The 24040-nt window shown below is 29.1% G+C and carries 19 protein-coding genes and 7 tRNA genes; 4 read left to right on the forward strand and 22 right to left on the reverse strand.

Annotated features, from left to right (window positions below; all coding sequences use genetic code 11):
* From rpoB to ileS, 15 genes are all read right to left on the reverse strand, one after another.
* On the reverse strand, positions 1-3819 hold the full coding sequence (gene rpoB, locus H0H45_RS02285) for a DNA-directed RNA polymerase subunit beta (RefSeq protein ID WP_394366647.1): 3819 nt from the start codon (positions 3817-3819) through the stop codon (positions 1-3).
* 49 nt (positions 3820-3868) lie between these two features.
* Complete coding sequence (gene rplL, locus H0H45_RS02290) at positions 3869-4237, reverse strand: 50S ribosomal protein L7/L12 (protein ID WP_185866453.1); 369 nt, start codon at positions 4235-4237, stop codon at positions 3869-3871.
* A gap of 30 nt (positions 4238-4267) precedes the next feature.
* On the reverse strand, positions 4268-4804 hold the full coding sequence (gene rplJ, locus H0H45_RS02295) for a 50S ribosomal protein L10 (protein ID WP_185866454.1): 537 nt from the start codon (positions 4802-4804) through the stop codon (positions 4268-4270).
* Positions 4801-5499 (reverse strand): 50S ribosomal protein L1, encoded by a 699-nt coding sequence (rplA, locus tag H0H45_RS02300; RefSeq protein WP_185866455.1) that lies wholly within the window; start codon positions 5497-5499, stop codon positions 4801-4803. The genes rplJ and rplA overlap by 4 nt, the downstream gene beginning before the upstream one ends.
* Before the next feature lie 6 nt (positions 5500-5505).
* Positions 5506-5940, reverse strand: coding sequence for a 50S ribosomal protein L11 (gene rplK, locus H0H45_RS02305; protein WP_185866456.1), 435 nt, complete (start codon positions 5938-5940; stop codon positions 5506-5508).
* 9 nt (positions 5941-5949) lie between these two features.
* Positions 5950-6492, reverse strand: coding sequence for a transcription termination/antitermination protein NusG (gene nusG, locus H0H45_RS02310; RefSeq protein ID WP_185866457.1), 543 nt, complete (start codon positions 6490-6492; stop codon positions 5950-5952).
* Between the two features lie 8 nt (positions 6493-6500).
* Complete coding sequence (locus H0H45_RS02315; protein WP_185866458.1) at positions 6501-6689, reverse strand: preprotein translocase subunit SecE; 189 nt, start codon at positions 6687-6689, stop codon at positions 6501-6503.
* A gap of 20 nt (positions 6690-6709) precedes the next feature.
* A tRNA-Trp gene (locus tag H0H45_RS02320) sits at positions 6710-6782 on the reverse strand.
* 11 nt (positions 6783-6793) lie between these two features.
* Positions 6794-7981: an elongation factor Tu gene (gene tuf, locus H0H45_RS02325; protein WP_185866459.1), complete on the reverse strand. Its 1188-nt coding sequence runs from the start codon at positions 7979-7981 to the stop codon at positions 6794-6796.
* A 40-nt stretch (positions 7982-8021) separates the two neighbouring features.
* Positions 8022-8093: transfer RNA gene (locus tag H0H45_RS02330), tRNA-Thr, on the reverse strand.
* A gap of 22 nt (positions 8094-8115) precedes the next feature.
* Positions 8116-8188: transfer RNA gene (locus tag H0H45_RS02335), tRNA-Gly, on the reverse strand.
* Between the two features lie 6 nt (positions 8189-8194).
* Positions 8195-8278 (reverse strand) — tRNA-Tyr (locus tag H0H45_RS02340).
* A gap of 11 nt (positions 8279-8289) precedes the next feature.
* A tRNA-Thr gene (locus tag H0H45_RS02345) sits at positions 8290-8363 on the reverse strand.
* Positions 8364-8468: 105 nt separating this feature from the next.
* On the reverse strand, positions 8469-9116 hold the full coding sequence (locus H0H45_RS02350; RefSeq protein ID WP_185866460.1) for a lipoprotein signal peptidase: 648 nt from the start codon (positions 9114-9116) through the stop codon (positions 8469-8471).
* Positions 9117-9328: 212 nt separating this feature from the next.
* Positions 9329-12766: an isoleucine--tRNA ligase gene (gene ileS / locus H0H45_RS02360; RefSeq protein WP_185866462.1), complete on the reverse strand. Its 3438-nt coding sequence runs from the start codon at positions 12764-12766 to the stop codon at positions 9329-9331.
* 84 nt (positions 12767-12850) lie between these two features.
* Between ileS and mutS the strand changes: the two genes are divergently transcribed.
* The 3 genes from mutS (at position 12851) to H0H45_RS02375 (ending at position 15598) form a co-directional block, all read left to right on the forward strand.
* The gene (gene mutS / locus H0H45_RS02365) at positions 12851-15370 is read left to right on the forward strand and encodes a DNA mismatch repair protein MutS (protein WP_185866463.1); all 2520 of its coding nucleotides are present in this window, start codon (positions 12851-12853) and stop codon (positions 15368-15370) included.
* Positions 15371-15423: 53 nt separating this feature from the next.
* A tRNA-Gly gene (locus tag H0H45_RS02370) sits at positions 15424-15496 on the forward strand.
* Positions 15497-15512: 16 nt separating this feature from the next.
* A tRNA-Leu gene (locus tag H0H45_RS02375) sits at positions 15513-15598 on the forward strand.
* Between the two features lie 6 nt (positions 15599-15604).
* On the opposite strand, the gene guaB is transcribed toward H0H45_RS02375, so the two are convergent.
* Positions 15605-17077 (reverse strand): IMP dehydrogenase, encoded by a 1473-nt coding sequence (gene guaB, locus H0H45_RS02380; RefSeq protein WP_185866464.1) that lies wholly within the window; start codon positions 17075-17077, stop codon positions 15605-15607.
* Positions 17078-17298: 221 nt separating this feature from the next.
* On the opposite strand from guaB, the gene H0H45_RS02385 reads away from it, so the two are divergent.
* Positions 17299-17586 (forward strand): hypothetical protein, encoded by a 288-nt coding sequence (locus H0H45_RS02385; protein ID WP_185866465.1) that lies wholly within the window; start codon positions 17299-17301, stop codon positions 17584-17586.
* A 98-nt stretch (positions 17587-17684) separates the two neighbouring features.
* Here H0H45_RS02385 and rplS read toward each other — a convergent pair whose 3' ends face one another.
* From rplS to H0H45_RS02415, 6 genes are read right to left on the reverse strand one after another with little or no spacing between them, the layout of a single operon-like run.
* Positions 17685-18035 carry a 50S ribosomal protein L19 gene (gene rplS / locus H0H45_RS02390; protein WP_185866466.1) on the reverse strand — a complete coding sequence of 117 codons (351 nt, stop codon included), beginning with the start codon at positions 18033-18035 and terminating at the stop codon, positions 17685-17687.
* A gap of 11 nt (positions 18036-18046) precedes the next feature.
* The gene (glmM, locus tag H0H45_RS02395) at positions 18047-19438 is read right to left on the reverse strand and encodes a phosphoglucosamine mutase (RefSeq protein ID WP_185866467.1); all 1392 of its coding nucleotides are present in this window, start codon (positions 19436-19438) and stop codon (positions 18047-18049) included.
* Positions 19439-19490: 52 nt separating this feature from the next.
* Complete coding sequence (locus tag H0H45_RS02400) at positions 19491-20735, reverse strand: ABC transporter permease (protein WP_185866468.1); 1245 nt, start codon at positions 20733-20735, stop codon at positions 19491-19493.
* Between the two features lie 11 nt (positions 20736-20746).
* Positions 20747-22294: a replicative DNA helicase gene (gene dnaB, locus H0H45_RS02405; RefSeq protein ID WP_185866469.1), complete on the reverse strand. Its 1548-nt coding sequence runs from the start codon at positions 22292-22294 to the stop codon at positions 20747-20749.
* A gap of 31 nt (positions 22295-22325) precedes the next feature.
* The gene (locus H0H45_RS02410; protein ID WP_185866470.1) at positions 22326-23282 is read right to left on the reverse strand and encodes an acetyl-CoA carboxylase carboxyltransferase subunit alpha; all 957 of its coding nucleotides are present in this window, start codon (positions 23280-23282) and stop codon (positions 22326-22328) included.
* Between the two features lie 2 nt (positions 23283-23284).
* Positions 23285-24040: a succinate dehydrogenase/fumarate reductase iron-sulfur subunit gene (locus H0H45_RS02415; protein ID WP_185866471.1), complete on the reverse strand. Its 756-nt coding sequence runs from the start codon at positions 24038-24040 to the stop codon at positions 23285-23287.

The raw sequence follows: 24040 nt of genomic DNA on the forward strand, positions 1-24040 counted from the left end.
TTATTCTTCTAAATTAATATCCAGTCCAAGTCCTTTTAACTCATAACATAATACATTAAAAGATTCTGGATTATTGGGTTCTGGCATCGGATCTCCTTTTACTATGGCTTCATAAGTTTTAGCTCTTCCTGCTACATCATCAGATTTAACAGTTAATATTTCACGCAAAATATTAGAAGCTCCAAAAGCTTCTAAAGCCCAAACTTCCATTTCTCCAAAACGCTGGCCTCCAAATTGAGCCTTTCCTCCTAAAGGTTGTTGAGTGATAAGAGAATACGGACCTATAGAACGAGCATGCATTTTATCATCTACCATATGACCTAGTTTTAACATGTATATTACCCCTACTGTTGCTGGTTGATCAAATCTCTCTCCTGTCCCTCCATCAAATAAATAAGTAGTTCCAAAACGAGGAATATTAGCTTTATCTGTAAATTCAGATATTTTCTCTATAGTAGCTCCATCAAATATAGGAGTTGAAAATTTAACATTTAACTTATAACCTGCCCAACCTAACACTGTCTCGTAGATTTGCCCAATATTCATTCTAGAGGGAACTCCTAATGGATTTAAAACTATGTCTACCGGATTTCCGTCTTCTAAAAACGGCATATCTTCTTCGCGAAGAATCCGGGCAACAACTCCTTTATTTCCATGTCTACCAGCCATTTTATCTCCAATTTTCAATTTTCTTTTTTTTGCAATATAAACTTTAGCCATTTTAATAATTCCAGAAGGCAATTCATCTCCAACAGTAATGGAAAACTTTTTGTGTTTTAACATACTATTTAAATCATTCAAAGAAATTTGATAATTATGTAGTATTTCCGATAGAAGATTATTAGTTTCTACATCAGTAGTCCAATTTTCCGGAATAATTCCTATATAATCATATATTTTATGAAGTAATTTTTCCGTGAATTTAGTTCCTTCTTCTATAATTTTCTGTGTCTTTTCATTAAGAATAATTTTTTTAGAAACTTTTCCATGTAAAACGGTATGCAATTTTTGAAAAAAATGATTTTTTAAATCAGAAAATTTTTTATCATATTCTTTTTCTAGGCGTTCTAACTGTATTTTATCCTGAACTCTAGATTTTTTATCTTTTATACTACGAGTGAATAATTTCGTGTCTATCACCACTCCAAATAAAGAAGGTCCTGCTCTTAAAGAAGCGTCTTTTACATTTCCGGCTTTATCTCCAAAAATAGCTCTCAATAATTTTTCTTCTGGAGTAGGATCAGATTCTCCTTTAGGAGTGATTTTTCCAATCAAAATATCACCAGGTTTTACTTCTGCACCTACTCGTATAATTCCATTTTCATCTAAATCTTTAGTAGCTTCTTCACTAACATTTGGAATGTCATTTGTCAATTCTTCCATTCCTAATTTTGTATCACGTACATCTAAAGAATACTCCTCTATATGGATAGAAGTAAACCAATCTTCGCTTACTACTTTTTCTGAAATTAAAACGGCATCTTCAAAATTATATCCATTACATGGAATAAAAGCTGCTCTTAAATTTCTTCCTAAAGCTAACTCTCCATTTTCAGTAGCATATCCTTCACATAAAATCTGTCCTTTTACTACTTTCATTCCCTTTTTAACAATAGGTTTCAAAGTAATACATGTATTCTGATTAGTTTTTCTAAATTTAATCAAATCATAAGTTTTCACTTTAGGTTCAAAACTGACCAAAGCTTCTTTTTCCGTTTTTTCATAACGTATAATTATTCTTCTTGCGTCAAGATATTCCACTAATCCATCACTTTCTGCATTAATTAAAATCCGAGAATCTCTAGCTACTTGTTTTTCTAATCCAGTTCCTACAATTGGAGCTTCAGGTTTTAATAAGGGAACAGCTTGACGCATCATATTAGAACCCATAAGTGCTCTATTTGCATCATCATGTTCCAAAAAAGGAATTAAAGAAGCAGATATAGAAGCGATTTGATTAGGAGCTACGTCAATATAATCCACTCTTTTTGGAATGACTATAGGAAAATCTCCATCTTCACGAACTATGATTCTATCAGAATGAAAATTTCCATATTGATCTATAGCATTAGCTTGTGCAATAATTTTCCCTTCTTCTTCTTCTGCACTTAAATATTTAACCTTAGATTTTAAATCTGCTTTTCCATTATAAATAGATCGATAAGGAGTTTCTAAAAATCCCATATTATTAATTTTTGCAAAAACAGAAAGAGAAGAAATCAACCCAATATTTGGACCTTCTGGAGTTTCAATAGGACAGAGTCTTCCATAATGAGAATAATTTACGTCTCTAACCTCAAATCCTGCTCTTTCTCTTGATAATCCTCCAGGACCTAAAGCTGATAATCTTCTTTTATGAGTAAGTTCAGATAATGGATTAGTCTGATCCATAAATTGAGATAATTGATTAGTTCCAAAAAAAGTATTTATAACGGAAGATAAAGTTTTTGCATTAATAAGATCTACCGGCATAAAAACTTCATTATCCCGAACATTCATCCGTTCTTTTATTGTTCTAGACATTCTAGCCAAACCAATACTAAATTGTGCATAAAGTTGTTCACCTACAGTTCTCACACGTCTATTAGATAAATGATCTATATCATCCACTTCTCTTTTAGAATTGAATAAAGCATTTAAATGTTCAACTATAGCAATAATATCTTCTTTAGTTAAAACTAAAGAATCAGGATCAATGTTTAATCCCAGACGTTTATTCAAACGATACCTGCCCACAGGCCCTAAACTATATCTAGTATCAGAAAAAAAAAGCTTATCTATGACGCCTCTAGCCGTTTCTTCATCTGGAGGTTCTGTATTTCTAAGCTGTCTATATATATACTCTACAGCTTCTTTTTCAGAATTAGTAGGATCTTTTTGCAGAGTGTTATAAATAATAGAATAATCTTTCTTCTTTCCTTCCTTTTTATGCAATAAAATTGTTTTTATCTCATGTTGAATCATTAAATCCAGATGCTCTTGTGTAATGGTGACGTCTCTATCTATCAAGACTTCATTTTTTTCTACAGAAATTACCTCTCCTGTATCTTCATCTACAAAATCTTCATGCCAAATATTCAATATTCTAGCTGCCAACGATCTTGATAAAAGAGATTTTTTATCTTCTATTTCTGTTATTTTTACTTCTTCTGCTAAATTAAATATTTCTAATATATCTTTATCTCTTTCATATCCAATAGCACGAAGTAAAGTGGTCATGGGTAATTTTTTCTTCCTATCTATATACGCATACATAACATTATTGATATCCGTAGCAAATTCAATCCAAGAACCTTTAAAAGGAATTATTCTTGCGGAATATAATTTCGTTCCATTAGCATGATAAGATTGTCCAAAAAATACGCCAGGAGAACGATGCAATTGAGAAACTATCACCCGTTCTGCTCCATTGAATATAAAAGAACCAGAAGGAGTCATGTACGGATAAGTTCCTAAATAGACATCTTGATATACAGTTTCAAAATCCTCATGTTCTGGATCTGTACAATATAATTTTAATTTTGCTTTTAAAGGAACACTATAAGTTAATCCTCTTTCAATACATTCTTCTATAGAATATCTAGGAGTATCGATAGAATATCCTTTAAATTCTAAAACAAAGGAATTCCTTGCGTCAGAAATAGGAAAATTTTCTGTAAAAGCTTTAAAAAGACCTTCATTTTTTCTATTTTCTGGTTTTGTATCTAATTGAAAAAATTCTTTAAATGATTTTATTTGAATATCCAAAAAATCAGGATACTCTACTTGTTTTGCCACTGAGGCAAAAGTTATCCTTTCTGAGACGTTTTCTGTGTTCACCAAATCTAACAGTAATTTTAACTTACAAAAAAAAATAAATCTTTATTTATCATTTCAATTCCACATCAGCTCCTATTTCTTCAAGTTTATTTTTCAATTCTTCTGCTTCTTTTTTATCAATAGATTCTTTAATAACGTTTGGAACATTATCTACTAATTCTTTAGATTCTTTAAGCCCTTTTCCAGTAATTTCCTTAACTAATTTTACCACAGATAATTTAGAATTTCCTGATGATTTTAAGATTAAGTTAAAAATATGTTTTTCTTCTTTTTCTGAAGATTCTTTCTTCTTTTTTGAAGAATCAACAATCAAAGTATCAGATGGTTCAATTCCATACTCATTTTTTAAGAGATTAGATAATTCATTAACTTGTTGAACAGTTAAATTAACCAATTGTTCTGCTAGTTTTTTTATCATTTTATTATTTTTTTTTGTTAGAAAACACGTTTATTTTTTAGATATAGATAACGTTTTTAGAATTCTAAAAATCTGATTTTCTCCATTTTTTATGGATAAAATAACCTGTTCAATAGGGGATTGAAGCAATTTTAAAATATCTCTCATGAGATCCTTTTTAGATTTAATATTAATTAATATATCTAAATCTTTATTTCCAAAATAAAAAAACTCTTCTACATATGCTCCTTTTAAATAAGGTTTTTCTGTTTTTTCTGAAACATGAAAATTTTTTATAATTTTTGATGGAATATTCCCTAAATCTGAATTACAAGCTAAAATAGAAGTATTCCCATTTAAAATAGAAAAAAAAGAATCTAATTTTTTATTTTTAATATTTTCTAAAGCTTTTTTCAATAAAGTATTTTTGATTACTTTCATTTGAATATTATATTCATAAAAATTCTTTCTAAGAATAAAAATTTGATTAGAATTTAAATCGGATATATCAATTAAATATATTGTATCATTATCCGATAATATAGAAATTAATTTTGATAATTCTTTTCTTTTTTTTTCTTTCCTCATTTTTTTATAAAACTTTTAGAATCTACTAAAACACTAACACTCATAGAAGTCGATAAATAAATACTTTTTATATAAGATCCTTTAGAAGAAGAAGGTTTGCTACGAATAACTTTATTTATAAACGCCTTTACGTTATTTGATATTAATTGAGAATTAAAAGACACCCTCCCTATAGAAGCATGAATAATTCCATAACGATCCGTTTTAAAAGAAATCTTTCCAGATTTAATTTCCTTAATAGAGTTTCCTGGATTCATAGAAACTGTATCCATTTGAGGATTTGGCATTAATCCCCTTGGTCCTAAGATTTTTCCTACAGGAATTAATTGATCCATAACAGACGGCATAGTTACAATAACGTCAATATCCCGCCATCCAGATTTTATTTTTTCTAAATAATCCAATCCTACATAATCGGCCCCGGCTTCTTTAGCTTCCAATTCTTTATGTTTGGTAACTAGAGCTAAAACACGAACATTTCTTCCTGTTCCATGTGGTAATCGAACTGTACCCCGTACTATTTGATTTGGAAGACGTGTATCTATATTCAGATGAACAGAAATATCCACTGAAGCGTTAAATCGAACAAAAGATATTTCTTTAAGAAGAATTGATGCTTCCTCTAGAGAATATTTCTTATTCTTATCAATTTTTTCCAGAATTTTTTTTCTATTTTTAGTTAACTTCTTTGACATGAATATTTATTTATCGACTTCTATTCCCATAGAACGTGCAGTTCCGGAGATCATAGATATAGCAGAATCTATGGAAAAACAATTCATATCTTCCATTTTATTTTTTGCAATCATTCTAATTTGATCCAAACTAATTTTTCCAATTTTAGAACGATTTGGTTCTCTGGATCCTTTTTCTGCTTTTATCAGATTGATTAACTGAATAGATACAGGAGGTTGTTTAATTAGAAAAGAAAAAGATTTATCCTCATATACAGTAATAATCACTGGACATATCTTCCCCTTCCATTTTTGAGTTCTAGAATTATATTGTTTACAAAATTCCATGATATTCACTCCTGAACTCCCTAAAATAGGACCAATAGGAGGTGCTGGATTAGCATTTCCTCCATTAATCTTTTGTATTTTTATTTTTTTTACTATTTTTTTTTGACTAACCATTATTCTATTCTAAATTTTCTCTACTTGTGTAAAATTCAATTCTAAGGGGGTTTTTCTTCCAAAAATCAAAACTGCTAATTCCAGTTTTCTTTTTTCTTCATGAATTTTCTCAATGGTTCCATTAAAACCATTAAAAGGACCGTCTATTACTTTTATCGTTTCTCCAACTACAAAAGGGATACTAAAATTTTCTTCTGATAATTGATCTATCTTTCCCAACATTTTATTAACCTCTTCTTTTCTCATAGGAATAGCAGAACCCCCTTTTCCTTCACTTAAAAAATTTATCACACCAGGAACATTTTTGATAGCATGGACCGCTTCTCCCTCAAGAGAGACTTCTATCATAACATATCCTGGATAGTGCACTTTTTCCCTATGAATTTTTTTCCCTTTTCTCATTTGAATAACTTTTTCAATGGGAACTAAAACCTTCCCAATATATTCTTGAAATCCATTATCTCTAATTTCATTCTCAATATAGGACTTTACCTTATTTTCTTGACCACTAATGGTTTTTAATACATACCATTTTCTTTCCAAATCACTCATCAATATTTTTATTTTAAGGAAAATAATTTTTTAATAAAAAAAATAAAAAAACTATCCACTCCATATAAAAATAAGGATAAAAATATAGAAAAAAACGATACTATTATCGTAGTCATTTGTAAATCTACCCACCTAGGCCAAGTGATACAATAAACAAATTCATTGTAAATTTCCAAAAAAAAATTTTTTTTTTTCATTCTTTACCTACGATTTATCGCACGGATGGTAAGAATCGAACTTACGACATTCGGTTTTGGAGACCGAGGCTCTACCAACTGAGCTACATCCGTATTATTATATATTAATCCATAATCTTAGTAACTTGTCCTGCACCAACAGTCTTTCCTCCTTCACGAATAGCAAAACGCAAATTTTCACTTAAAGCTACCGGTTGATGTAAATATACTTCCATAGAAATATTATCTCCAGGCATCACCATTTCTATTCCATCGGACAGATGAATTTCTCCCGTAACATCTGTCGTTCTCAAATAAAATTGTGGACGATATTTATCATGAAAAGGTGTATGTCGACCCCCTTCTTCTTTTGTAAGAATATAAACTTCCGCTTTAAATTTCTTATGAGGTTTTATAGATCCTGGTTTTCCAATAACCATTCCACGTCGGATATCTTTTTTTTCTATTCCACGCAATAAAAGTCCTACATTATCTCCAGCTTGACCTTTATCCAAAATTTTACGAAACATTTCTACTCCTGTTACTGTAGATGAGAGTTTTTCTTCTCCCATTCCAATAATATCAACTAAATCCCCTGTATGAATGATTCCACTTTCAATACGACCAGTAGCTACTGTTCCTCTTCCTGTAATGGTAAATACATCTTCTACTGGCATTAAAAATTCTTTATCCAGTTCTCGAACTGGTTCTGGAATATATTCATCTAATACATTCATCAATTCTTGTATTTTTTCTACCCATTTTTTTTCTCCATTTAAAGCCCCTAAGGCAGATCCTTTAATCATAGGAATATTATCTCCATCATATTCATATTTAGAAAGCAACTCTCGAATTTCCATTTCTACTAATTCCAATAATTCTGGATCATCTACTTGATCTACTTTATTCATAAAAACAACTATTTTAGGAACTCCCACTTGACGGGCTAATAAAATATGTTCTCTAGTTTGAGGCATCGGTCCGTCTGTAGCTGCAACCACTAAAATAGCTCCATCCATTTGAGCGGCTCCCGTAATCATATTTTTAATATAATCTGCATGTCCTGGACAGTCTACATGGGCATAATGTCTCTTCATGGTTTCATATTCTACATGAGAAGTATTAATAGTTATTCCTCTAGCTTTTTCCTCTGGAGCATTATCAATTGCATCAAAGCTTTTCTCCTCTGCTAATCCTATTTCTGATAATACTTTTGTAATAGCAGCTGTTAAAGTTGTTTTTCCATGATCTACGTGACCAGTTGTACCTATATTTAAATGTGGCTTGTCACGTTTAAATTTTTCTTTTGCCATGATAGTTTCTAAAATTTTTAATAATTCTTTTTCAAGAAAAAGCCAACGGCGGGATTTGAACCCGTGACCTCTTCCTTACCAAGGAAGTGCTCTACCCCTGAGCTACATTGGCCTTCATTCATAATAATAAGTAGAGCGGAAGACGGGATTCGAACCCGCGACATTCAACTTGGAAGGCTGATGCTCTACCAACTGAGCTACTTCCGCCTAATATGGGGAGAACAGGATTCGAACCTGTGAAGGCAAAGCCAACAGATTTACAGTCTGTCCTCGTTAACCAAACTTGAGTATCTCCCCCTCCAAAAAAAAGCCGGTGGAGGGATTCGAACCCACGACCCCGAGATTACAAATCACGTGCTCTTGCCACCTGAGCTACACCGGCTATTTTTATTTTATCATACGAATTAAATAGTTATTCCCTAACTATGGAAATCAGGTAGGTACAAATCTATAGAGATTTTTATAATTCTCAAAAAAATAATGACTCTCAAAAAATTTTTACATGTTTGATTTTATTTTTAAAAATAAACAATAAAACAACTCCGAGAAATATCACAAGATCAGATAAATTGAAAACGGGCTTAAAGAAATGAAAATGCTCACCCCCCCAAAATGGAATCCAATCCGGGATGTAAGTATCTATTATCGGAAAATAAAACATGTCTACTACGCATCCTTCCATGAAATTTGCATATCCCTTATTGGATAGAAGATGAAAATTTATTTTAGACACCCCTGCATAAGAAATCCATTTATGAGATCCTTTATCATAAATAGTTCCTGTATCAAATAACAATCCATATAAGACACTATCCAAAAAATTTCCCATAGCTCCCGATAAGATAAAAGTGGTAGGAATTATTAAATAATTAGAAGATTTTATTTTGATTTTTTTGTAAAGAAAAATAGAGAGAAAAACAACTAGTATAATACGAAAAATACTTAAAAGAATTTTTCCTAAATATCCAGGAGCTAGATAAATCCCATAGGCCATTCCAGGATTTTCTACAAAAAAAATCCAAAAAAATGGAAAAATAGATACTCCACTTTCCAATTCAAAATGAGTTTTTACATAAATTTTTAAAATTTGATCTGTTAATAAAATAGAGAAAATACTTAGAAAAATTTTTTTCAAAAAATTAGAAATTTACTTTTTTTTTCAACTCTCCTTTTTCCTTCAATACTGAAAATAGTATGCGGAACTGCCATTAAACGTGATTTTTGATCCTTAATAAAGGATTCTATAAGGATTAACAAATCTTGTTTAGCTTTTTCTAGTTTTTCAAGTATCAGTTTCCGAAACTCATTCCTCTCTTCCATCGAAGATCTTTGTTTTTATTTTCATTTTTATATGTTTTCGATTTTCCGAATCAATATACATATGGAATTTTCTTCATAATTAACCATTATTCCTTTTTTTTCTATGTTTTCTTCTAACGAAATATCTACAGATAGAGTTTCTTGACAAATATATTTTTTGTGTTTCTGTATAAGAGATTTTATATTTTGAATGGCATTTATATGGATTAATATTTTTTCTACAACCTTATAGTTACACTTTTTTCTCAGTTTTTGTATCTCCCTAACCAATTCTCTTATAAACCCTTCTTCCCAAAGAGAATTATTAATGCGAAGATCTAGAGCGATTGTCAATTCCTTATCAAATAAAATAGACCAATTTTTAATAATTTCAGTGGTTATTTTAACATCTTTTAAAAAAAGTACAACCTTTTCTCCTTGAAGAAAAAAAACATATTTCTTTTTAATTTCTATTTCCTGGATCTCTTTCTGAGTGAATCTTTTGATGATATCAGAAATTTTTTGAGTTTTATTTCCAAATCTAGGACCTAGAGATCTATAATTTGGTTGAATACGCTTTTTTAATTCTAAAGATTTAGGAGAATCCGGATATTCGATTTCCTTTACATTAATTTCTTGTTTAAGAATTTCAGATATTTTTTGTAATTCTAAACGTATTTTAGGATCATGAACTAAAACAAGTAATTTTTGTAAAGGTTGACGAATTTTTATCCTATTCTTTTTTCTAACAGAAAAAACCATCGTAGTAATTTTCTGAACAATAACCATTTTTTTTTCCAATTCTTTATTGACAAAATTGGAATTATAAATTGGAAAATCAGCTAAATGAATACTTTCAAAATTTTCTTTTTTTGTAACAGAGTTTAAATCCATATATAATTTCTCTGAAAAAAATGGAGTAATAGGAGAAATTAATTTAGCAATTGTAATCAAACATTTATAAAGAATCTGATACGCAGATATTTTACTTTTCGCATATTCTTCTTTCCAAAATCTTCTTCTACATAACCTGACATACCAATTACTTAACTTATCTAATACAAAAGAAAAAATAAAACGAGCAGCTTTAGTAGGATTATAATTTGAATAATGTTCATCTACTATCTTAATCATTGTATTCAATTCAGAAAGAATCCAAAAATCTAATTCTGTGTTATGTTCTGAATAACAATCTTCTTCTTTATAGAAAAATCCGTCTATATTAGCATATAAAACAAAAAAAGAATAAATATTGTAAAGAGTTCCAAAAAATTTCTTGACCCCTGTATGAATTTCTTTTATGTTAAATTTTAAATTATCCCAAGGTTCAGAATTAAATATAATATACCAACGGATAGCATCCGGTCCATAATCTTCTATTAAATTGAATGGATTTATAGTATTTCCTTTGCTTTTAGACATTTTATGTCCTTTTTCATCCAAAACTAAACCAGTAGATATAACATTTTTATATGCTTTAGAATTAAATAAAATAGAACTAATAACATGTAATGTAAAAAACCATCCTCTTGTTTGATCTATCCCTTCTGCAATAAAATCTGCGGGAAAAACTAAATTTTTATCTATAAAATCTTTATTTTCAAATGGATAATGAAATTGAGCATATGGCATAGCTCCAGAATCAAACCATACATCTATTACATCAGGTTCTCGATTCATTGGTTCTCCTTGACTAGAAACTAATATGACCTTATCCAAAAAATGTTTGTGTAAATCTATTTTTTCATAGTTTTCATCTTTCATATCACCTGGAGTAAAATTCTCCCATGGTTTATGATGATGCATAAATCCATGTTCAATAGATTTTTGAATTTCTATAAATAATTCTTTAATAGATCCTATGACTATTTCTTCTTTTCCATCTTTTGTTCTCCAAATAGGCAATGGAGTCCCCCAATATCTAGAACGTGATAAATTCCAGTTTTTGACATTTTCTAGCCAAGATTCAAAACGTTTTTTTCCTATAAACTCCGGATACCAATTGACACTTTTATTTAAAAGAATCATTTTATTTTTTATTTGAGTGGTATTTATAAACCATGAATCTAAAGGATAATAAAGTATAGGTTTTTCTGTTCTCCAACAATGTGGATAAAAATGCGTGCACATTTCTACTTGAAAAACTTTATCTTCTTTCTCAAGAAAAGAAACTATTTTTTGATCTACAGAAACTTGTTTGTTATTTTTGTTTGATTCAAAATCCTTCTTGACATATTTTCCACCAAATCCATGAGGAAAATTTTTTAAAAACCTTCCCTGCATATCTACTAAAGGAACTAGCTTTTTTTCTTGATTTAAGACTAATAGAGGTGGAATATTATGTTTTTTAGCTATTTTTAAATCCTCTATTCCAAATGTAGGAGCTACATGAACAATTCCTGTCCCTTCTAGTGCATTGACATAATCTCCTTCTATAACTCGAAAGGCATTTTTTTCTTCTTGATGAGGTTTAAACCAAGGAATTAATTGTTCATATTTACTTTGAATTAATTGATTTCCTTGAAATCGATATTCAATAAAATAAGGAAATCTATTTTTTCTGATTTTTATATGATCAAATTCACTACTATTTGAAACGGAATAGAATTTTTTTGGAGATAAAATTTGATGAATTAACCTTTCAGCAAAAACAATGTTTTCTTTTAAAAAAGTATACGGATTATAAATTTTCACTAAAAGATAATCTATATTAGCCCCTACAGCTAATGCAGTATTAGATGGAAGAGTCCAGGGAGTAGTAGTCCAAGATAGAAAATAAATGTCTCCTGAAAAATTCCGAATTTCTTTTGGAAGAGTTTCTTTTCTTGCTTTAAATTTTAAAGTAGGAGCTATTTGCTTCACCTCCTTATAGGTTCCTGGAAGGTTTAACTCATGATGACTTAATCCAGTTCCTGCCACCGGTGAATATGGTTGAATGGCATAATCTTTATAAAGAATTTTTTTTTGGTATAATGTTTTGATTAACCACCATACACTTTCTATATATTTTGAATTATATGTAATGAATGGATTCCTCATGTCTAACCAGTATCCTATCTTTTTCGTAAATTTTATCCATTCTTTCATGGATTCGTTAACGAAACTTTGACAAAGCCTATTATATTCTTCTATACTGATATTCTTTCCTATATCATTTTTAGTAATTCCCATTTTTTTCTCTACATTGAGCTCAATAGGTAATCCATGAGTATCCCATCCAGCTTTTCTAATGACTTTTTTTCCTTTAATAGTATGATATCTACAAAATAGATCTTTTATAGTTCTTGCTACCATATGGTGTAGTCCTGGACTTCCATTTAAAGATGGCGGCCCTTCATAAAGAATATAGGTAGATGCTTTCTTCTCAGAAATATTTCTATATTGAAAACTTTTTTGAAAAATATTTTTCTTTTTCCAATATTTATATATTTCTGTAGCAATCTTTTTAAGATCTAGGTTTTTATACTCGCTAAATATTTTTTCCATAATGAATAAAAATTCAAAAAAAAGGTCTTTATCCTTATAATTAAACTTTTTTTATAAAAAAATCCCCTATTTTATTACTACATTATGAATAAAAAAAAAAATTCTAATTTAAAAAAGGAAGAAACTCCATTATTCAAACAATATAATGATATCAAAGCTAAATATCCAGATACTATATTATTATTTCAGGTAGGAGATTTTTATGAAACTTTTGGAGAAGATGCCATAAAGTGTTCTAAAATATTAGATATAGTTTTAACTAAAAGATCAAATAATCAAAAAAATACTACTCATTTAGCTGGTTTTCCTTATCACTCTTTAAATACTTATTTACCAAGACTAATACGATCAGGATATCGTGTTGCCATTTGTGATCAATTAGAAGAACCAAAAAAAGGAAAAAATCTTGTCAAGAGAGGGGTCATAGAACTAGTCACTCCGGGAATAGCCATAGATGAAAATATTTTACAAACTAAATCAAATAATTTTTTAGCCTCTATTCATGCAGATAAAAAATATTTAGGATTAAGTTTTTTAGATATTTCTACAGGAGAATTTTTCATAGTAGAAGATACTAAAGAAAATCTGCTACACTATTTAAAACATTTTAATCCAAGTGAAATTCTTTTTCAGAGAAAAGAAAAAAAGTATTTTGAGGAATTATTTCAAAAAAAGTATTATACCTTTCCTATGGATGATTGGATGTTCAATTATCCATTTGCATATGAAAAATTACTATCTCATTTTCAAACAAATTCTTTAAAAGGATTTGGAATTGAAAATCTAAAATTAGGAATTATAGCGGCTGGAATTATATTAACTTATTTGGATGATACACAACATCACAAGATAAAACACATTTCAAACATAAAAAGAATCAAAAAAGAAGAATACATGTGGATTGATGATTTTACTTTCCAAAATTTGGAAATATTTCATGGTCTGAATAAAAAAGGAGCTGCCTTGATTGATATCATAGATCAGACATTAACCCCTATGGGAAGTAGATTACTAAAACATTGGATTTATTTTCCTTTAATCAATATCCCCTCCATACAAAAACGTCACCAAATAGTAGAAGAATTATTTTCGAATATTTCAATTCGTGATTTTATCCAAAAAAAACTTAAAGAAATCTATGATATAGAACGAATGATTTCCAAAATGTCTATTGAAAAAATTTCTCCACGTGAAATCATTACATTACATCAATCTTTGATAGCTATTGGTAAAATACAAAAAATTTTGTTATCTCAACAATCTAAAATTCTTTTAGAATTAGGAAATAGTTTTCAAAATTGTCATGTAGTATCTAAAAAAATTACAAAAACCATCCACCCTGATCCTCCAAATCATATTGAAAAAGGAAATGTAATTGTAAAAGGATTCTCTCAAGAATTAGACAAAATTCGTTTTCTATATTTTTCCAAAAAAGAATATCTGGAAAAACTCCGTTCTATTGAACAATTAAATACAGGTATTCCCATAAAGATTGGTTATAATAACATTTATGGATATTTTTTTGAAATTAGAAGTACAAAAAAACACAAAGTTCCATCTCATTGGATCCAAAAACAAACATTAACTAACTCAGAAAGATATACTACCGAGAAATTAAAAAATTATGAGTTACAAATTTTAAATTCAGAACAAAAAATATTCTCTCTTGAAAAAGAAATTTTCCATAATCTAATCAACCAACTATTAAAATATATAAAACCTTTACAGAAAAATGCAAAAATAATTGCAAAATTAGATGTTTTATGTTCATTTTCTATTTCTGCATTAGAAAATAATTATGTAAAACCAGAAATAAATCATTCTTTTAACCTATGTATAAAAAAAGGAAGACATCCAGTAATTGAAAGACAATTTATTTCTAAAATTTCCTATATTCCTAATGATGTGTTTTTAAATAAAGCAGATCAACAAATTATGATTATAACAGGACCTAATATGTCCGGAAAATCAGCTGTATTACGTCAAACAGCTATCATTATATTAATGGCAAATATTGGAAGCTTCGTTCCTGCTCAATATGTAAAAATGGGTTTAGTAGATAGAATATTTAGCAGAGTTGGAGCTTCCGATAATATTTCTTTAGGGGAATCTACTTTCATGGTAGAAATGAATGAAACTGCAAACATATTAAACAATCTTTCTAAAAGAAGTTTTCTTATTTTAGATGAAATTGGACGAGGAACTAGTACATATGATGGAATATCTATTGCTTGGTCTATTGTAGAATTTTTACATGAAAATTCTTTTAGACCTTTAACTTTGTTTGCTACTCATTATCATGAATTAAACAAGATGAGTTCTTTTTTCAAAAGAATTCAAAATTACCACATTTCTGTAAAAAAAATTAATGAAAATATTATTTTTATGCGAACATTGATTGATGGAGGGAGCGAACATAGTTTTGGAATTCACGTAGCAAAAATTTCAGGAATGCCCATAAAAATAATCTACAGAGCGAAAGAAATATTAAAAACATTAGATAAAAAAAATCAATTTTTTCAAGAAAATCCTAAAATTTTCTTCAAGAAAAAAGCCTTTTTTCTATTAAAAAAAATTATGAATTATTTCTTTAAAAGAAAATAAATTTGCGACATATATTAAAGTGTTTTTACCTTTATGCCGTTATTTTTTAACAAGCGAGAATAGCTCAGTTGGTAGAGTACGACCTTGCCAAGGTTGGGGTCGCGGGTTCGAATCCCGTTTCTCGCTTTTACTAAAAACTACCACCCGGGTGGTGGAATCGGTAGACACACAGGACTTAAAATCCTGTGATCTGTTAAGATCGTACGGGTTCAAATCCCGTCCCGGGTATTCTTTCTACTCCCCTATTTTTTTATAATTGAAATAATTTGGAGATTCTTTTGTAATACTCACACTATGTGGATGATTTTCTTTTAATCCAGAATTAGTAATTGTTACAAATTTTCCCATTTTCATTAGTTCTGGAATAGTAGAGACTCCACAATATCCCATTCCAGAACGCAATCCTCCACAAATTTGATAGAGAACATCTTTCATTTTTCCTTTATAAGGGACTTTTGCTTCTATTCCTTCTGGAACATATTTTTCTTTTTGAAAATAGCGATCTTTACTTCCTCTTTTCATAGCTACTAATGACCCCATTCCTACATAAGTTTTGAACTTTCTCCCTTGAAAAATTATTTCTTCACCTGGAGCTTCATCAGTTCCTGCAAATAAACCACCAATCATCACAGAACTGGCTCCAGCAGCAATAGCTTTTACCACATCTCCAGAATATCTGATTCCTCCATCCGAAATTATATTTACATTTCTTTTTTTTGCATATTCACAAACATCTTGTATAGCAGTGATTTGAGGCATTCCTACTCCAGAAACAACTCTGGTTGTACAAATAGATCCGGAACCAATCCCCACTTTCAAAATAGTAGAACCTGCATCTATTAAATCTTTAGCCGCTTCCATAGTTACTATATTTCCAGCTATTAAAACAATCTTAGGGAAAGAAGTTCTAATGGATTTAATCATTTTTAATACACTGAGAGAATGACCGTGAGCTGAATCTATAGCAATCAGATCTACACCTACTTTTACTAAAGAGTCTACTCGATCCAAAGTATTTTTTTCTATGCCTACAGCTGCTCCCACACGTAAACGTCCTCTAGAATCTTTGCAAGCATTTGGATATTCTATCAAATTATCTATATCTCTAATAGTAATTAGACCAACCAATTTTTTAAAATCATCTACAATAGGTAGTTTTTCTATTCTTTCTTTCAAAAGAATATTTTTTGCCTCTTCTAAAGTTATGTTCTTTTTAGAAGTAATCAATTCTTCTTTTGTCATGACCTCTTCAACCAAAGAATCTAAATCCATGCGATATTTAATATCTCTATTAGTTATAATCCCTACTAAAGTATGATCTTTTTCAATGACGGGAAGTCCAGATATATGGTATTTTTTCATAAGAGATTGTGCCTCTCGAAGTGTTGATTTTCTGGATAGTGTAATAGGGTCATCAATCATTCCACTTTCACTTCTTTTTACTTTATAAACCTCTTCCGATTGGTTTTTTATATTCATGTTTTTGTGAATAATTCCTATTCCACCTTCTCTAGCTATAGATATAGCTAGAGAAGATTCCGTTACTGTATCCATAGCAGCGCTTAATATGGGAATATTAAGAGTTATATCAAATGTCAAGGAAGTTTTAAGAGATACTTCTGATGGAAGAGTAGAAGAGAAAGAAGGGACGAGTAATACATCATCAAAGGTTAATGCTTCTTTTAAAATTTTTTTATTTAAAGACATAATCTTGATAGTTTTTTTTAAGATATATATAATTTTAAATAATTTAAGTGATTCATTCAGATCTAATCTTCTTATTTTCAAACTAAATAAAAAAGAAAAAATTAGTATTCAATATGTCATCTTTCATTGAAAAAAAAAAAATCAAATAATGATATATTTTTTCATTCCAAATTTTTATATAAATTTGCCCAGAATATGTTATAACTGAAATATTATTGATTATGATGAAAAAATTAAGAATTACTGTAACCACAATTTTTTTAGCAGTATTTTTATTTACAAATAGTTGTAATAATAAATCTAAAAACGAAAATGGAAATCCTACTGCAACAGAAGAGGAAAAGACAGCTAATACAAATGAAAATACAACAAATCCTGCTCCTACTACCCCTCCTTCTACATCTAGTGAGGAAGAAACTTCCAATTCAAAAAATGAAGATTCAACATCTAATAACAATAAAGAAAAAGATAAGGTAACTTCAGAAGAAAACGAAAAGAATATAAAGTAAAGAGAAGTAGCCACCAAAACAAAAAACAAAAAAACAAAAGAGAAGAGATAAAAGAGAGGAAAAGCTCAAATTTTTTCTCTTTTGGTTCTCATATGGCCTTATTTACTTTTTACTCTTGCCTTCTTTCCTCGAAGAAATCTGAAATAATAAATTTTTGATTTACGTACTTTTCCTTTTTTATTTATCACAATATTTTGTATACTAGGTTGATTGGAAATAAATATACGTTCTATTCCTATTTCTCCACTCATTTTACGAACCGTGAAAGTTTTTGTTAATCCTTTTCCTTGTTTTTTAATAACAACTCCTTTAAAAGATTGAATTCTCTTTTTTTCTCCTTCTTTAATTTCAAAAAAAACAGTGATAGTATCTCCAGAACTAAATGGAGGAAAATTCTTCTTTTGAAGAAATTTTTCTTCTATATAATTCACACAATTTTTCTTTGACATACGTTATAAAATTAATTAGTATTTTTTACCTCATATAGAATCTTTTTTGTCAAAAAATCTGTTCTTTTTTTTGATGAACTTTCTATATGTAACCGAAGAATATTTTCGGTATTAGATTTTCTTATATGGATCCATTCATTATTTAGCAAGTGAATCTTAATTCCATCTTCAAGATCCATATTCTTTCCTTTATATTTATCTTTTATTTTTTCTAGGATTTCTCCAATTTTTTGATTAGAAGCTAATCGAATTTTCCTTTTAGACATAAAGTAATTAGGATATCTTTTTTTTAATTTAGTTAACGATATTTTAGAAAGTTTAGCTACATGAGTTAAAAATAATGCAATACCTACCAAAGCATCTCTTCCATAACGTAAGTCTGGGTAAATTACCCCTCCATTGCCTTCTCCTCCAATAATAGCTTGAACTTCCTTCATTTTCTTCACAACATGCACTTCTCCTACAGAAGTAGAATAATAGGGGGCTCCTTTCTTCGTAGATAAGTCTTTTAATGCCTGAGAAGAAGATGAAGTAGAAACAATAGGTCCTATTTTATTTCCCAATAAATAATCTGCAATTGATACCAAAGTATATTCTTCTCCAAAAAAGTCTCCATTTTCACAAATAAATACCACTCTATCCACATCTGGATCTACGGAAATTCCTAAATCTGCTCTCATTTTTGGTACTTCTTTGCAAATTTCTTTTAGATTTTTCTCAATAGGCTCAGGATTATGAATAAAATCTCCATGGGGATCACAATACATTTTTATGACCTTTACTCCCAAACATTTTAAAAGAATAGGCACCGCAATTCCTCCAGTAGAGTTGATCCCATCTACAACAATTTTAAATCGAGCTTCTTTAATAATCTCTTGATTGACCAATGGTAAAGAAAGAATAGTATCTATATGTTTATGAATATAATTTTTTTTACACCAATGAGTTCCTAATTTCTTAAAAGAAACAAAATGGAAATACTCTTTTTCCACTATATGAAATACTTTTTTAAAGTCTTCTTCAGACAAAAATTCTCCTTGGGAATTAAACATTTTTAACCCATTCCAATTTTTTGGGTTATGACTAGCTGTTAACATTACACCTCCATCTGCTTTTTCATTCATAACAGCTACACCAACAGTAGGGGTGGTAGATAAGCCAATGTCAATGACATTGACTCCAAGACTCTGAAAAGTTATAACCAAAAATCGTTGAAAAATGGAAGATGTCATACGTCCATCTCTACCTAATACTACTAAATATTTATTTTTATCCTTATATTTTCTTTTCATCCAGGAAACATATCCGGCTGAAAATTTGATAATCTCTAGAGGAGAAAAACCTTCCCCTTTTTTCCCTCCCAGTGTACCTCTTATTCCAGATGAAGATTTTACAAGTGTCAAAAATTAATTGGATTTTTCTATATAACAAAAATACAAAATTAATTCTTGAGAATTACTCAAATTTAATGACTTTAATAGGAGGAATTTTACTAATAATAAATAAAAAAGGAAGAAAAACGGAAAAAAGACATACTAATATAATAGATATATTAATAAATAAAAAGTGATTTATATTTAAATAAACAGGAACAACATCAACATAATATTGTGTTTGATTTAATGATATCAATCGAAATTTTTTTTGCAGTATTAAAAACAAAAAACCAATACTATTTCCTATGATTAACGGAGGTGTTAAAATATGCATAATATAATATAAAAATATTTTATATATGATTTTGTTTCTAGCTCCTAAAGTTTTTAAAATTCCTATGGTTTTCATTCTTTCTAAAAGGAGTATTATAGAAAATACTATTATATTAAATATAACAGCTATCATGACAGAAAAAATAATAACAAAAATATTAACATTAAAAACATTTAACCATTCTATAATCTCTTGATGAGATTGATCGTATATAGTTTTAACTAGAAATTGATCAGAATATTTCTGATTAATTTCTTTCTTTAGAGATTTAATTCTTTTAGGATCAAGAGAAGATATAAAAATTTCAAATCCTTCTACAGAGTCTCTTTTCCATCCATTCATACTCTGTATATGTTTCATATCACCAATCAGATAAACATTATCAAATTCAGGAATTCCTGTATCGTATAAACCACATATATAAAATTTTTTATAAAAAACAAAAGGTTTCCCATTTTTCATGGAAATAAAACCTATTAAAATAGAGGATCCTTTGTTTAATTTCAATAAAATCGAAATTTTTTTGGATAAAAGAATTTCAGGACGGGAAAACAAATTTTTATTTGACCCTGATACCAAAAAATTTTTAAAAAAAACAGGATTATAATCTTTTGATATTCCTTTGAAAACAAATCTTTCCACATCTTCTATTCCTTTATTTTCACATATATTTTTACATACTATTACATCTTTTTCAGAAAAAGGGTAAACAAAACTAATGGAATTAAAAAAAAATAAGTTTTTCTTTTCTAAAGAAAGAAAACAGGCCTCTTTTTTCGGATTATTTACAATAACAATTTGACCTTGAATATTTAATAATTTCTGGTTGATTACTGTTTTAAACCCAAAACCTACAGAAAAAGTTAAAATACTTATAATTACACTGAATCCTATAGTGGATTGTGTCACTACAACTATAGTGCGTAATATTTTATTTTTTCTACAATCTTTCCAAATTGTTTTTCTAGAAAAAAACCATTCAAAATTCAATGATTTTTCATTTAAAATGAAAAATTATCTTCATCTTTTAAAGACTCCTTATCATAATTCAAATTTTTTTCATTTTCATGAGAATTCTCTATAAAACAATTTTCTTTTTCAAAAATATTTTTTTGATAATCTTCCTCCCACATTAAAGAAGAATTTTCCCTTTCTTCAAAATTCATAAATTTTGCTTGATCACTTATAAATTTTAAACGAACCCGATCCAAACCTCCGTTTCTATGTTTAGCTATAATTATTTCTGCTTGACCTATGCAGGAATCCTTTTCCTCTGTATCCCAAGTGTTAAATCCATAATATTCAGGTCTATAAATAAATAAAACGATATCTGCATCTTGCTCAATAGCTCCGGATTCACGCAAATCAGATAGCAATGGCCTTTTACTTCCTCCTCTTATTTCCACTGCTCTAGACAACTGTGATAAGGCTATGATAGGAATATCTAACTCTTTCGCAAGAGATTTTAAACTACGAGAAATTATGGATATTTCTTGTTCTCGATTTCTAAATTTTGAAACAGGATCACTAATTCCCATTAATTGCATATAATCTATCATCACCAATTTTACTCCATGTTGAGAAATTAAACGACGACATTTTGCGCGTAAATTAAATATAGATAAAGATGGAGTATCATCTATAAAAAGTGGAGAAGTTTTCAACTTTTTAGTTTTATAAAACAAATGTTTCCAGTCTATATCAGAAAGATTGGCATTTTTAATTTTTCCGGAAGAAATTCCAGTTTCTGAGGAGATTAATCTCGTGATTAATTGAATAGAAGACATTTCCAATGAAAAAATCACTACAGGAACCTTTTGTTCAATAACAATGTTTCTAACCATAGATAACATAAAAGTTGTTTTTCCCATTCCAGGTCTAGAAGCAAGTATTATCAAATCTGAATTTTGCCATCCAGAAGTCACTTTATCTAATTTTTGAAATCCAGATGAAATTCCACTCAGCCCTTCTTTATTATTTTCTACCTCTTTTATCCTATCAATAGCTTTTCTTATAAGAAATTGAATCGTTTCATACTTTTTTGTTCTTAAATATTTTTGATTTATCTCAAAAAGTTTAGATTCTGCTTTATCTAAAAGTTCGAAAACATCTGTACTATCTTCATAACAATGTTCTATAATATTTGAAGAAATGCTAATCAATTTTCTCAGAATAAATTTTTGTTGCACAATGCGACTATGATATTCTATGTGAGCAGATGAAATAACTTTCTGTGTTAATTTGATTAGATATAACTCTCCTCCTGATTCTTCAAGTTTTTCATTTTTACGAAGTTGATTAGATACAGTATAAATATCTACTGGTTGAGAATTCTGATATAACTGTTGTATGGAACGAAATATTTCTTGATGTTCCTTTTTATAAAATACTTCTGGAAAAAGTATATCTATAATTTCATCTAACCCCTTTTTATCAATCATAACAGAACCTATAATCGCCTCCTCTAAATCTAATGCTTGAGGAGGGAGTTTTCCATTTTTAAGAAAATTATGACTAGGATAATGGATCCTATCTTCTTCTTTGATCATATCCACTTATTTTTTTCATGATATACTTGTTCTAATCATTAAAAACCCCTATAGAAATGTACTTATTTTTTCTAGATAAGATAAGTTCTTCTATATCAATACAAGATAATTCTTTATAGTATTTTATTATTTTTTTCTTGATCGTTTTATAAGCTTGTTCTGGACAAAAATGCGCTCCTCCTAAGGGTTCTTTGATTACATCATCTATAAGATTTAATTTATGCATATCTCCTGCTGTGAGTTTCAATGCTTCTGCAGATTGTTCCTTATTTTTCCAATTCCCCCAAAGTATTGTCGAACAACTCTCAGGAGAGATAACAGAAAACCAGGAATTCTCCATCATAGAAACTTTATCTCCTATTCCTATTCCTAATGCGCCTCCACTAGCTCCTTCTCCTATAATTAGAACAATAATAGGAACTTTCAGACACATCATTTCATAAATATTTTTTCCAATAGCTTCTCCTTGACCTCTTTCTTCTGCTTCTATTCCAGGAAAAGCTCCTGGAGTGTCTATAAATGTTACAATAGGTTTACGGAATTTTTCCGATAATTTCATAAGACGTAGCGCTTTTCTATATCCTTCAGGATTAGGCATTCCAAATCTTCTATATTGTCTATCTTTTGTATTTTTTCCTTTTTGTGTTCCGATAAACATAAAAGTCTGATTTTCTATTTTCCCAAATCCTCCTATCATAGCTTTATCATCTCCAATATGACGATCTCCATGCAATTCAATAAAAGACTCTTTTTTTGTTATAGATAATATATAATCTAAAGTATATGGTCTATTAGGATGACGAGATAGTTGGACTCTTTGCCAAGGAGTTAAGTGATTATGTAGTTGTTTGATGGTTTTTTCTAACTTATGTTGTAACTGATTACAGACTTCTTTCATATTCACTCCGCTCTTTTTTTCTATCATCAAACAATTAATATATTGATCCTGAATTTCTTGTATAGGTTTTTCAAAATCTAAATATTCCATGATTATATAAAAGACTGAATATACTCTCTATTCATAATAGAGATATTTTCTGTAGAAATCCCTTTTGGACAATCGATTTCACAAGCTTGAGTATTCGTACAATTTCCAAAACCCTCTTCATCCATTTTTTTTATCATATTCAATACACGTTTTTTTCTTTCAATCTTTCCTTGAGGTAAAAGAGAAAATTGCGCTATTTTTGCAGAAACAAATAACATGGCAGATCTATTTTTACATGTAGCTACACAAGCTCCACAACCAATGCAGACAGCTGCATCAAAAGCATTGTCTGCGTCTTCTTTTGGAATAGGAATGATATTTCCATCCACCGTTTTTCCAAAAGTATTTACAGAAATAAAACCACCTGATTCCATAATTCTATCAAAAGAAGATCTATCTACAACAAGATCCTTAATAATAGGAAAAGACTTAGCCCTCCAAGGTTCTATGTATATAGTTTCTCCATTATTAAAATGACGCATATGAAGCTGACATGTTGTAATCAAATCTTGAGGTCCATGGGCTCTACCATTAATATATAAAGAACACATCCCACAAATTCCTTCACGACAGTCATGATCAAATGAAATAGGGAGTTCTTTTTTTTTAGATAAAATTTGATGATTTAACAAATCTAACATCTCTAAAAAAGAACTATCAGGTGAAACCTGATCAACTTTATAAGTTTTAAACTCGCCTTTTTCTTTACTATTTTTTTGTCTCCATACTTTTAATATAAAATTGAGTAATCTTTTCAT

The sequence above is a fragment of the Blattabacterium cuenoti genome (assembly GCF_014252095.1).
GTDB lineage: Bacteria > Bacteroidota > Bacteroidia > Flavobacteriales > Blattabacteriaceae > Blattabacterium > Blattabacterium cuenoti_F.

Bases quoted from the DNA above. Each gene is read 5' to 3' on its own strand.
- rplK (WP_185866456.1), bottom strand. From the start codon at position 5,940: ATGGTTAGTCAAAAAAAAATAGTAAAAAAAATAAAAATACAAAAGATT.
- dnaB (WP_185866469.1), bottom strand. From the start codon at position 22,294: ATGATCAAAGAAGAAGATAGGATCCATTATCCTAGTCATAATTTTCTT.
- H0H45_RS02410 (WP_185866470.1), bottom strand. From the start codon at position 23,282: ATGGAATATTTAGATTTTGAAAAACCTATACAAGAAATTCAGGATCAA.
- rplA (WP_185866455.1), bottom strand. From the start codon at position 5,499: ATGTCAAAGAAGTTAACTAAAAATAGAAAAAAAATTCTGGAAAAAATT.
- guaB (WP_185866464.1), bottom strand. From the start codon at position 17,077: ATGTCTTTAAATAAAAAAATTTTAAAAGAAGCATTAACCTTTGATGAT.
- rplS (WP_185866466.1), bottom strand. From the start codon at position 18,035: ATGTCAAAGAAAAATTGTGTGAATTATATAGAAGAAAAATTTCTTCAA.
- rplJ (WP_185866454.1), bottom strand. From the start codon at position 4,804: ATGAGGAAAGAAAAAAAAAGAAAAGAATTATCAAAATTAATTTCTATA.
- tuf (WP_185866459.1), bottom strand. From the start codon at position 7,981: ATGGCAAAAGAAAAATTTAAACGTGACAAGCCACATTTAAATATAGGT.
- H0H45_RS02315 (WP_185866458.1), bottom strand. From the start codon at position 6,689: ATGAAAAAAAAAAATTTTTTTTTGGAAATTTACAATGAATTTGTTTAT.
- mutS (WP_185866463.1), top strand. From the start codon at position 12,851: ATGAATAAAAAAAAAAATTCTAATTTAAAAAAGGAAGAAACTCCATTA.
- rplL (WP_185866453.1), bottom strand. From the start codon at position 4,237: ATGATAAAAAAACTAGCAGAACAATTGGTTAATTTAACTGTTCAACAA.
- nusG (WP_185866457.1), bottom strand. From the start codon at position 6,492: ATGAGTGATTTGGAAAGAAAATGGTATGTATTAAAAACCATTAGTGGT.
- ileS (WP_185866462.1), bottom strand. From the start codon at position 12,766: ATGGAAAAAATATTTAGCGAGTATAAAAACCTAGATCTTAAAAAGATT.
- H0H45_RS02415 (WP_185866471.1), bottom strand. From the start codon at position 24,040: ATGAAAAGATTACTCAATTTTATATTAAAAGTATGGAGACAAAAAAAT.
- H0H45_RS02385 (WP_185866465.1), top strand. From the start codon at position 17,299: ATGATGAAAAAATTAAGAATTACTGTAACCACAATTTTTTTAGCAGTA.